13 protein-coding genes and 1 pseudogene are annotated in these 11,430 nt (G+C 46.4%); all 14 read right to left on the bottom strand.

Going from position 1 to position 11,430, the window contains the following annotated elements; genetic code table 11:
- A pseudogene (locus ULO1_RS02905) lies at window positions 1-469 on the bottom strand (hypothetical protein); the annotation flags it as partial.
- A gap of 15 nt (window positions 470-484) precedes the next feature.
- Window positions 485-1,141 (bottom strand): hypothetical protein, encoded by a 657-nt coding sequence (locus ULO1_RS02900; protein ID WP_079932955.1) that lies wholly within the window; start codon window positions 1,139-1,141, stop codon window positions 485-487.
- A gap of 161 nt (window positions 1,142-1,302) precedes the next feature.
- Complete coding sequence (locus ULO1_RS02895; protein ID WP_200806924.1) at window positions 1,303-3,879, bottom strand: phage tail tape measure protein; 2,577 nt, start codon at window positions 3,877-3,879, stop codon at window positions 1,303-1,305.
- A gap of 171 nt (window positions 3,880-4,050) precedes the next feature.
- Complete coding sequence (locus ULO1_RS02885; RefSeq protein ID WP_079932953.1) at window positions 4,051-4,533, bottom strand: hypothetical protein; 483 nt, start codon at window positions 4,531-4,533, stop codon at window positions 4,051-4,053.
- A 15-nt stretch (window positions 4,534-4,548) separates the two neighbouring features.
- Window positions 4,549-4,995 (bottom strand): endoglucanase, encoded by a 447-nt coding sequence (locus ULO1_RS02880; protein ID WP_079932952.1) that lies wholly within the window; start codon window positions 4,993-4,995, stop codon window positions 4,549-4,551.
- 14 nt (window positions 4,996-5,009) lie between these two features.
- A complete protein-coding gene (locus ULO1_RS02875; protein WP_079932951.1) occupies window positions 5,010-6,443 on the bottom strand; it encodes a phage tail sheath subtilisin-like domain-containing protein in 1,434 nt (477 codons plus the stop codon).
- A 3-nt stretch (window positions 6,444-6,446) separates the two neighbouring features.
- On the bottom strand, window positions 6,447-6,635 hold the full coding sequence (locus ULO1_RS02870; RefSeq protein ID WP_079932950.1) for an oligoribonuclease: 189 nt from the start codon (window positions 6,633-6,635) through the stop codon (window positions 6,447-6,449).
- A 1-nt stretch (window position 6,636) separates the two neighbouring features.
- Window positions 6,637-7,470 (bottom strand): hypothetical protein, encoded by an 834-nt coding sequence (locus ULO1_RS02865; RefSeq protein ID WP_079932949.1) that lies wholly within the window; start codon window positions 7,468-7,470, stop codon window positions 6,637-6,639.
- A 2-nt stretch (window positions 7,471-7,472) separates the two neighbouring features.
- Window positions 7,473-7,796, bottom strand: a complete 324-nt coding sequence (locus tag ULO1_RS02860; protein ID WP_079932948.1) for a hypothetical protein — start codon at window positions 7,794-7,796, stop codon at window positions 7,473-7,475.
- A gap of 1 nt (window position 7,797) precedes the next feature.
- Window positions 7,798-8,181, bottom strand: a complete 384-nt coding sequence (locus tag ULO1_RS02855) for a hypothetical protein (protein WP_079932947.1) — start codon at window positions 8,179-8,181, stop codon at window positions 7,798-7,800.
- Window position 8,182: 1 nt separating this feature from the next.
- Window positions 8,183-8,536 (bottom strand): hypothetical protein, encoded by a 354-nt coding sequence (locus tag ULO1_RS02850; RefSeq protein ID WP_079932946.1) that lies wholly within the window; start codon window positions 8,534-8,536, stop codon window positions 8,183-8,185.
- Between the two features lie 185 nt (window positions 8,537-8,721).
- Entirely contained in the window at window positions 8,722-9,756 is a 1,035-nt protein-coding gene (locus ULO1_RS02845) for a hypothetical protein (RefSeq protein ID WP_079932945.1), read from the bottom strand.
- Window positions 9,757-9,779: 23 nt separating this feature from the next.
- Complete coding sequence (locus ULO1_RS02840; protein WP_200806923.1) at window positions 9,780-10,328, bottom strand: DUF2190 family protein; 549 nt, start codon at window positions 10,326-10,328, stop codon at window positions 9,780-9,782.
- A gap of 28 nt (window positions 10,329-10,356) precedes the next feature.
- Window positions 10,357-11,430 (bottom strand): hypothetical protein (locus tag ULO1_RS02835; protein WP_079932944.1); only part of this gene is annotated, 1,074 nt, incomplete at its 5' end.

Below are 11,430 nucleotides of genomic sequence, written 5' to 3'. Positions count from 1 at the left end.
ATGGTGGCGGTGAAGGTCGTTTCTTTGATAACTGCTGTTTACTTTTTTTCTCGGACTCAGTATATACCACTAATTCCCGGGCTTCCACAAGCTCTATAGTGTACTGGCAATCACCATATCCACCGCCCCAGGTATGTTCAAATGAAGAAATATAGCAGTCATAGTTAATCGGTGTTTCGGTAACCAGCAGTCGTACTTTTGTACCCTTATCTTTCCACCGGGAGATTATCTCTACCATTTCCTTGGGAGGACGCCAGTCAATCACAAAAGGAGAATTTTTCCTTGCTTCGCCAGGGAAGAACCCTTCCCAGCTTATGCGCATTGATACGCGACCTCGTGGAATGTCTATTTTCCCGAGACTTATTACTTCAAAAGTTTCCATTTTGCTTTCAGTTTGGACAGTAATTTTTTCCGGGGTTACTGGTAAATGAATACGGCTCCCATCAGGAGCCGTGAGGTAGAATTCCATGTTTTCTCCTCTCCTTTAATTCGGTAGCAATTCATTTAAATCAATCCCAATTTCTTTAGCTAATTCTTGCAACTTATCTACATATTGACGTTCATATTTTCTAGCTTCTGAAAGATAATTATTGGCCGATGTGATTTTCGAGTAATCGCCTTGGTCTATTGCTGAAATAACTTCTGTAAGGCCATTTACGTTTTGTTCGGCAGATGATATTAGTAATTCATGTATGCTTTTTAGAGGTTCTTTTAAATTTAAAGATATACTTTCAAGTTCTTCTACTGTTTGTCGCATCTTAGTTGCTAAATCCATTGTTTGCATTCCGAATTCAATATCAGTAATTACCCCCTGAGTTGATTGCTGGCGTAATGAATCCCATTTCGTCGATATTTCTAAAATACTTTGCATTGTTGGCGCAACAGTTTTAATATACGACTTAAAATCTTTCTTTTTTATAGCTTCCTCTAAGGCTTTTTTTGCTTCTTCACTATTTGGTTTTAGCTCTACCGCCTTTTGAAAATATTTTATTGCGTCATCATATTTACCTTCCGATAATGCTTGTTTTCCATTTTCCATTGCTTTATTAAATTCGGCTGAACTGCATCCAGTAATCATCACTATTAACACCATCATAATGAGAATAAATGACACTTGCTTGCTAACATTATACCTGCCCATATAAGATACCTCCATGAATATTTTTAATAATTATTCGCTATACAGGCAGGTATTTCCTGCTAAAATAGGTTAGAATTTATACAATGGAAGCCCAAAAAGGAGCTTTTTATTGACTCCACGCCCATGATAGAGGCATTTTGTAAAATCTATCCTAATAAAGTTCATTTTGCCCAGACCGGGGTAAGGGGTATATTGTTAAAAGTAGAAGCAAGTTTTTCTCCGATTTCGTCCGAAAGTTGGTCAGCAATTGTCTTTTCGTTATTTTTGATAATTTTAAGCACGTCCTGAGCATTAACAGCAGTCGTAATATTATAAACCGGTTTACTTGTTGCCTGTATTTGTATTACTACCGGAGTTTTGCTCGGTACAGCACTTTTAACAGGAACGTTTGAAATTGGTGCATTAACTGTCCCAAATCTTGCTACATTAACAGCTTCACCCCCAAGCCAGTGTCCAACAATATATCCACCAATCCCCCCCAACGCTCCGCCAATTGCTGTACCAATTCCAGGAGCAATAGCTGTTCCTATCATTGCGCCAAGTTTTGCTCCTGCAAAACTACCGCCCAAACCTCCAATCCCCTGAATAGTCGCTTTTACTTTGTCTCTGGCGCGTAATATTTCAATTCCCTCAGTTATAAGTGTCAGAGGAAGAGCTGCCTTACCCAAAAATTTTCCGGCTTTGCCAACAAACCCAGGTATCTTTATATTAGATAAAAACCCTGTTTTCCCAACCCCTTTACTTATTGCAGTTACCTCTTCAGCCGCTTCCCCTGCAACTCGTACTGTTTCGGCAGGAATGTATAGCCCGCTTGCCGTTCTTACCCAGCCTTTTTGAGCGACCTGAGCAGCAGTAGTGGCTGCAGGAGTTGTCGTTTTTACAACCTTTGCTGAAGCGGCCGCTGCTTTCGTGGCAGGAGCTGTTGTTTTCCCTATTCCGTAAGTCCCCCTGATTATTTCAGCTGCAAGAGGATTTGTTTTTTCCAGCGCAGCTATTCGTGCGGCAGCACGTGATGTCATTAATTTATCAATGCCTTCCATCATCCACTTGCCACCAGCAAACAGTCCCTTACCTGCGCCGATAGTTCCTCGGACCAGTAATCCTAAACCCAATGCTGAGGCCAAACCAAGCATACCTATACCGCCAAGAATGTTGCCGCTTGCAAAGGAACTAACAGAAGCCTGTACCATACCTTCAAGTCCTTCAATCCATGCCTTGGCTGCAATTGCACCTATTTTGGCAAACACCGTCTGAACCTTTTTCCCACCTTCTCCGTCAAGCCACTTACTGACCTTATCCAGAGCAAGGTTAAGAATATATATTATTTTGTCGCCAAAGTCCATTTTTTGGAACGCAGGGTCTGCCGAAATAGCACCCCAAGACTGCTTAATCTTCTTGCTCATTTCTTCAAACTTTTTAGTAATTTGCGGCGTGTACTTTTCGGCCATATCTGCTGCCCAAAGCGCAAACTCGCGAATAAGAGGCATCAATGGCATGAGTGCACTGATTTGTAACGTCTCAACTGCACCCCGAAACTGCTCCACAGCCCCCGCTGCATTATTCATTTTTTCCTTTGCCACGTCAAGAGCTGTAACTTTGCTCATTTCTTTCGTAAATTTTAGAACCCCTTCAGCACCTTCTTTAAAAAGGATGTTGGCCGCCCTAATCGCATCTGAACCGAACATAATTTCCAGGGCCGCCATTCGCTGGGCCTGGCTAAGATTTTTTAGCCGCGTTTTAAGCAAACCAGCAATATCAGCCAACGACTTCAGCTTGCCTTTTGTATCAAAAAAGGCAATGGTTCCGCTTTTAGTTATCAGCCCCAACTTTTTAAACATTTCTATTTGCTGTTTTGTCTGTGGAATTAAGTTCATCAGCATAGTTTTAAGAGCTGTACCTGCATCAGAGCCTTTTAAACCATTGTTAGCAAAAAGCCCTAAAGCAACGTTAGTATCTCTAAAGGACATGCCTACACCAGAAGCTACAGCAGAAACCATTGCCAAAGAATACTGAAGTTCTTGAACAGATGTTGCCGAAGCGTTTGCTGTTCCTGCCAAAATGTTTGCAGCTTGCGCAGCAGTCATGGCATCATTTTTAAAAGCATTCATCGCAGTTGACATAATCTCAGCAGCATCAGCTAGTTCTAATCCCCCTGCTGCCGCAAGATTAAGAGCAGCTTCTAATCCGCCATCCATGATCTGTTTGACCGACAATCCGGCTTTGAGTAATTCCTCTATGCCTTGAGCAGCCTCAAGAGCAGAATATTTGGTATTAGCCCCCATCTTTATTGCTAAACCTTGCAACTTGCCCAACTCCTTAGCACTAATTCCAGTCAAGGCTTTTATAGAAGACATTTGCGCTTCAAAATTCATTGTTTTTGCAAACGAACTATAAATCCCATATCCTGCGCCAAGGAGGGCGAGAGGACTGGTAACAGTACCTATCGCGCGTTTGATTATATCTGTCGCTTTGTCCTTTGCTTGCAAAGTGATTGTCCACGTTTTTCGTGTCACAGAAGATAGATTGCGTTGAACTTTTTGAATCGTAGGAGACAATCTATCGAGTGTTGTCATCCTGAACCTATATTCCCTTGCCGCCATACGGCGTAGTCTTTCATTTGTTTTTTCTGCTGAACGTTGAAACCGATTTACCCGTTCCCTGGCTCGTTCGATCGGCGCTTCTGATTGATCGTCAACGATTATCGGTATCTCCACACGATAAATCTCACTTTCCGCCATCCTTCGCCCTCCTTTCTATTTCACGTTTTTCCTCTTCCTCAGCTTCCAACTGTACCATCATCGAAGCCAGCATAAAAGCCCTCACCTTATAGGTCTTTGCATAAAACTCATCAGGAGTAATACCGAGCCGCTGGAATATATGATGCAGAAGCGCGGCCCGGCCTCCTGCTTTTATAAGTTTTTTAGTGTTTCTTCAGTAGCTTCTCCATCCTCATCATAACCACTAAGCTTTTCAATTAGTTCCATTACTGCTTCCTTTTCGCCCCGACGCAGAACCTTTTCAATCAACTGCCAGCCTGTAGCAATTCCTGCCTTAGCCCACAGTTCTTTGTTATCCCACAGCTTTTTTCTATCCTCATCATGGGTAGCGGTATAAATCATCAGAGAATTAAACTTTGCTGCGTTGAAATCCCGCGGTACGGCCAAACTACCAAGTCTGCGATCTTTAACAACCTTAGTTGCTTGGTCACGACACCGCTCCAATTCCTCATCACTCAGCCCCCGCACACGGAAGGAAAATAACTTTTTGCCGTCTCTGACCACCTCGAAAATTTCATATTTTGTTACAGTTTCCATCGCCTCTAAGACGCCACCAATGTCCCGTAGCATTACATCTTCGACCTCTAACAGTTCGTCTCTTTCAACCTCGCTCATACTTCTATCCCTCCGTTACACATTATGTCCGCGCAAGACACCCATGAAGTTGAACACTGCGTCAGGCTCACCTTTATTAAGCCCGGCCACAACCTTTTGCAACAACCTTGCATCCCGTATCACCGTCTCAGTGAAAGTGAGAGTTACGCTGTAGCCTTGCGGCACGGCCCATTTAATTTTGCTTCCAGCAGCTTGATAGTCCGAGTTTTCATAGTTGATTTGTGCCTGCCATTCATTTACTTCAGCCAAAAAATTGCCGTCACCGTCATACAATTCGCCGTCATATCCCCGCAGTATGTTGCGCGGGTCAAATGTTCCAGAATCAAGTAGACTCTGCAGTTCCGGCGGGCTATTGACCCGGAAAGACCAGGAACGGTTCAATATATCTCCTGTCTTTACATTGGCAATATCAATATTTCCGTCGGGAACACAGTCCCTGAAAATATAGCGTCCGTCAGCCATATGCTACACCTCCATTAGCTTTGTGTTACTGAGGGTGCAAACTCAAATCCAAATGCGATGTAAAGCTTCTCAGCGCTATCAAGGTCATCAACCTGGACTACAAACCAGGCAGAATCACCTGAAGCAGGATTATTCGGATCTTCGTAAATCTTTCCATCCAGTAGAGCACCTTCGGCAATCATCTTGTTGATGACTCCCTGAGCCGCTGCAATTAAAATTGCTCTTCCGTTCGGACTGTTGGTAATTTTGCCTACCAGAGGCTCCCAGGTCGCGGTAATGCGGTCCATGAGGTTATCCCTGGTCCTTACTCTGCGGATTTTCTTCCAGCCAGCATCCATGTCAGCAGTGACAGTAACAAAAGTATTGATGCCGTATTCAATTTGCACCTGTTTTTGTGCCGACAGGGTAAAGACCAGCGCACCGGATTGAATAGCCTGCTCTATTTCGGCATTTGTAAGCGCACCAACAAGCTCGGTAGCACCCTTGACCACAGCATGGGTAAGTGATTCGGTGATATTGGCCGCCGCAATCATACCTGCTACCCTAGCTGCCGCCTTGTAGCCTTCCCGGACCACCCCATCAGATCCCTTAAAGCCATTAGCTACGTAGACAATAGCCGGATCGTTGAAAGCCTTAGCATTGGCAAGCCTGGTGGAAAGTTGCACGCTGGTTGGCTCACTCACAACAGCTATTATTCGTTTCCCTTCATTGCGTACCCGGTCGATATAAGTTTGCACTGTGACGTGAGTAGCCGGATCTTCGCTATCCACCGCCAGCACGTTCCAGTCAATAGCTTCTATTGCCGATAATCCTGCACTGTAGCTTGCGCCATCCACAGTCGGGTCCTGGCCACCGGTTAATGCCTGCTGGGTCACTGTTGCCAGAATCCCGTTTCCGTCTGCCAGCTTAGTAGCCGTAATATAGGGGCTATTGGAAGCATTTACAGCATCGACTAAGGCCTGTGCTTCTCCGGCCCCTTTGGTAAAAGTAATCGTTTGCAGTAAGGTTGTTCCTTCATAAAGCAGCAGCTCCCGCTTAGTTGTATCAGTAAGTGAATCCCTTACAGTTACTTTGAAGTTGTTACCGCGCACTCCTTCGTACTTGGCAGCAATAGTTACCACATTTGCTGGAGTAGTCGCAGTATCTTTAAGAGTTATAGCAGCTTTAGCTCCACCGCTTCCCAGACGATAGGCTACTACCCGACGGCAACCGCCGCGGAAAGCTTCAATTGCCGTATCAATAGTACCAGTAGAGCCAAAATTAGCTGTCACCGCATCGGCATTTTCAAGATAAGTTACCTGCCCCAGAGGTCCCCAGGAAGACCTAAAAAGTGCTGCAACTATACCTTGAGGTACAACTGCTTCCGGTGGCTCACCGATGTTCGTAACCCGGACATACACACCGGGTCTCACTTTTGTTTCGCCCACCTGAAATACTGAACCAGCCATTTATTACACCTTCCTTTCAAGGAATGTTTTAATTGCTTTTTCAGCTTCTGTTTTTGTCAAACTATCCTTTCCAGTTAATCGTAACGCCCCGGCCACTACTTCCGGTTTCACACCGAAAGAAGAAGCCGAAGCAATAAGTTCTTCTCGACTGTAAACCGCTTCTTGTACCTGTTCAATTTTTTCCTTAGCCAAATTAAATCACCTCCCCGCTAACCGCACCACCTACAACAGCCTTACCAAGAACTAAGGCCTGGGCAGTAGGCTGTAACACTCCGAATCTGGCCGTTAACTGTATTTGTCCCCGCCGTATTGGGTCGGCTTCGCTATCAGCCACAACTTTCAATAGCTCCAGCGGGCCACCATCAACCATTATAAGCCTGCGCTGTTTCACCAGTCCTTCTGTAAGTTTTCGCACCCAGGTAAGCCTTACTGCTGCACTGGGGGCCAAAACATGCCCGGCAAACAGCGCTTCTATCCAGTTAACCGCAGCGTTAAACTGTACCGGAGTTAATCGTATCAGTCGCCAGTAAACTCCCGGAGCGGTATCAGTAGGAGACCATGTTGCAGGGTCCGTATGCAATTCCGGGAAAGTTGTTGTTGTCCAGTTCCGCAGAGTTGCTACTGGGTCCGGATCGTAAGTAAAGCCATTTAGCCAGCCCAGAGCAAAAACCCGGAAGCGTAAGCCCCGGGTGATAACACCCCACTCATCGTCAACAAAGTCCTGGCTGGCAGTACCAATGTAGTCGGCAAGATACTGTTCTCCCGCTTCGGAAAATCGTGCTCGGTGTAATGTATTGATAACGGCATTAGCAATCGCATCTACCTGTTGAAATGTTGTTCTCGCTACATGGGGCCAAACCTCAATTACTGTAGAAAATGCCGCCCAATCTGCTCCCGGATCCTGTACTCCTTCTTTAAGCACTAAATACGGCTTCTGCGTATTGGCCCCCGCAGCATGAGGTTCATAAACCCGTCCTTGGACCTGCGGCACACCAGCAATAAGCAACTGTCTTATCGTTGATCTCATGCTTAATCACTCCAGTAATCAATCACTGTTTTGCGAATACGTGATAAGTGTGCTTCTACAGTTGGACCAACTATAGCGAATTTCCCGCTGTTCTTCAACTCTAACCATATGCCATATTCCACGCCATGGGAAAGATAAAGCACCAATTGTTTACCCCGGATATCTACTCCGCCATGTAAACCCTGGCGCGCATGTCCTGTCCTATCAGTCCAAGGAGCATGGGTTTTAGCATAGCCTTCTAACTGCCCAGCCCAGTTCTGGAGCAGTGCATAAAGGCCGGCTTTCTTTCGCTCAATAAATTCCCTTGTTTGGTCTCCTAAAGCCATGCTAACTCACCTTCTCAAGGTCAGCCTGATAGCCGACCACTTGTCCCTGGACAATCTGCGGATAGACAGCCAGTATCCGGAAATGGCCAAGACCTGGAGCGTCAAATTCATCCACTACGTTCGGCCCGGCCTTCAGGTTGGCCTGGTAATCCGCCAGCATACCCCATCCTTTGTCAACTTGCTTTGTTCCTGCCAATGTTGAAACTTCCTGGGGTACCCAAGAGCCACGATGGAATATCCGTACAGTAAACGGGCCATATTCGCTCTGTACTTCGTCAAAATAACCACCCATATCGACCTTTTCGGTCCTCTGGATGGTTATCGTCACCGGATTCTGCTGAATTGCCCAGGATATATGCTGCCGCCGAAGGCTAACTAAATCCATATTACAACACCTCCGGCGGCTGAATTCTCAGAATTAAACTGCCCATACTATTTGCTGCCATACGGCTGTAAGTATCGGCCATTTTCAGCGCGTAATCCAGCATATCCTTGAGTTTCCGCATATCGTAGCGTTCCTGGCCCACAGCATAGCTTTCAACCTGCCCAAGTTCTCGCTGAAGCATCCCAGCTTTGAGCGTCCATCCAGCAGCAGCGGCTTCGAAGATATTTGCAGCATCAATTAGCAGTTCGTCTATATCCGCATCCAAAAAGCGAGTATCAGCATCAATTCCGCCTGCGGGTATTTGTTCGTCTAGCAGTTTCCGAAGCTTTGTTCTCAGTTCCGCTGTTGGCGTCATTCTCTTTCACCGCCTCGGGCCCGTCATAATACGGGCAATTGTGCTCAATATTCGCGCTTTCTATAGTCCATCTGCGAGCAGTTAATTCTTTAGCGCATTGCATTGGCGGTAACATAGAATAATCAGCGCCCGGCATCCATGGGAACCGGGCGCAATCAATACAACGTGCCATTTACTTCACCGCCTTAAGCAATTAAGGTTAATTCTTGAACATTTTCCTCGATAGCGGCGTAGACACCCCGATAAGCATAAGCCACAATCTGGCTTTCTACTAACCGGCTTAAGTCACCGCTGGTAGCTTCGACCCGCAAATCTTGCTTAGCCAGTTCTTTGAAGCCGCGCTTCGGCCGGATGAGGTATGCCTTACCAGGAGTTACACCGGGATAGCTATATGTCTTTTTACCAACTACAGTCTCCCAGCCGTCGTAGTAAATCACGGACTGAATACCACTAATGGCCGGGTAGATAGTACCTTCGATCTGATGACCGCCTCTTAAGGCCATCTCAATGTTGGCTTGGTCCGCTGTAGAGGCCAACAGTACTGTTCCAGGTCGCTTTGCTTTTGCTGCGTCCGCAATAGCCTTTGTAATTGTCTTATACACTCCTACCCATGCAGAATCTCCCGTAGCACCTTGGTAAGCCGTCTTATTAGCAGTAGGATAATTGAAACTCAGTATCGGATACAGGTGAATATGGTTCAACAGTGCATTGTAAGCCTCGCCAATGGCCCGGTTCAGGATTTCCACTGAGAAAGCCTCGTTGAAATCCTTCATTTCCTTTGTGTATTCAAAGCCAGTAGAATAAGTCAGAATACGAGCTGTTGGCCCCTGCTCGGCCTGCAAGCGGCCAAATTTTACTTCTTCACCCTCGATGTGTTCGGTGAATATTACGGTACCAGTCAATGCCCACTTAGCGTCAAGTACCCTTGGCAGGTTGGCGTCCTGAATCTTCTCGTAAATCGGTTGGTAAAGCAGCTGCACCTGCTCACGACCTAATTCAACGTCCAGAACAACTTTTCTAAGTAGATCCTTGAACTGCTCCACAGAACCGGAAGTCAGCATTTCACCTACAGGCCGAGAAAGTTCCAGGGTCTCCATCTCGCCGTTGACAATCTTCTTTTCCACCTCAAACAATTTCCCGTCCAAGACAAAAGGCACCTTCTCGGTATAGGTGCCGTGTCTGCGTACTTCTTTTAATGTTTCCTGGTTATATATTTTCACTTAAAACACCTCCTAATTCAGCTTTATTCAGCTAAAATTCCGGCCGCCCGAAGGTTAGCTAGCAGAGTGTTGAGTTTAGTTTTAAGCTCGTTAATCAGAGCCTGCTCAGCAGAAGTGTAAGTTGCGCCAGCATCTGCCGAAGCCACATTCGCCACCACCGCAGCCTGGACAATAGCTGGCTGCTGCGGAGCGAACCAGAACCAGATCACGTTGTTAGCGTCTTTCGGTACCGTCACAATCCCCGCGAAACGGTTGCCGGTAGGCGTGGTAGTAAACCGCTTGTTTACAGCATCCCAGTAGATTTTGCTTCCTGCTGCGAAGGTCTCCAGCGTATTAATTTGGTCCGTTTCATATTCCGCCTGTTCGATATTGAGGACCACCTCTGCTGTTTGACCGACGCCCGTAGTTACCGACTGCACAGCGCAGCCGAAGAAACCGTCAAGGAGATAAAACTTACCTGCTTCAATTGTGGTATTTTCGGGAACAGTCACTTTTACGCTCTTCCCGTCACTAATTTTGCCGTACCCGATATTAGTTACAGTGCTGGGTACCGGTTGACCAGTGTAAGCCATTTATCCCACCTCCGTTAAAATTATAAAATTAAATAGCCTGCCGCTTAACGCGCAGGGTTGTAGTTTCTTTACCACCGCCAATTACCGGCGGTTTGTCCACGTAGAATTTACCCAAAGCCGCTTTAACCGTCTCATCAGCCAAAAGTTTATCAATCTCACCGGCAATCTGCTCTTTGGTAGTGTTTTCGGCTACATTAAGCATTTTCTTTACAAGAGCCTGAGCCATTTCACCGGCCACCTTTTCTTGAAGCACTTCATTGATAAGTTGCTCACATGCAGCTTTTGCTTTTTCATCAAGCGCTTTCTTTGCCTCAGAAGCAGCAGCTATTACATCCATTTCCCCTGAAACTCCAAGGGCTTCTTTTACCTTGCCCAGTGTTTCTACTGCTTCCAGAGCCTGTTTAATCTCCTGCATTTCACCCGCTAAACTATTAGCAGTTAACTCCATCTCCCCAACTACTTGACCAAGAGAGACTTCCTTATTGGCCAGCATGGCCTTGAGCTGGGCAACAAGTTCCTTCCATGTCATTGTCTTTTCTCCACCTCCTGTAATTTCGTCCATCTCCCCTATGGCCACCACTGCAGTCGGCATTCCGGCTCTGCCCAGTGGCGTCCAGTCAATACTCAATGGCCTGTAATCAACTACATGAGTTTCCCCGGCCACTTGTTGAAGTTTGGGTACTCCAAAAATACTCACCGTGCGGACCACGTTGGCCTTAATCCATCGTTTAAGGTCAGAGGCTGATTTATCTACAATGCCTCGGAAGTACGCTTTGCCGTCCTTCCACAAAGCACCTACCCAGTGAGTAACCGGTGTCGGGAAGGCATGATCCACTTCTTCCGGCTTTTGGTGCCCCAGGAAACCTGGAAGACCCTGGTTCATCACCTCGCCGACAATCTTCTGCAGGGCTTCTGGTTTGTAGTTCCATCCCCGCCTTGACTTGCCTGCAGGGATTTCGACTACTACTTCCATCGGCTCCGGGTCTCCGGCTTTTAAGGCCTCCAGGTCCACCCATGGCGCAAGCGGCACGTCGTTAACTTGCATCTCGCCGGAGATAATGGCCTGCACTGCGCAGATTTCTCCGACAGCTTCTTTAAGCGA

It is taken from the genome of Carboxydocella sp. ULO1 (assembly GCF_002049255.1).
In the GTDB taxonomy this organism is placed as follows: domain Bacteria; phylum Bacillota.
The sequence above is the reverse complement of the archived record's forward strand: the minus strand, read 5'-3'. Positions and strand labels throughout refer to the sequence as shown.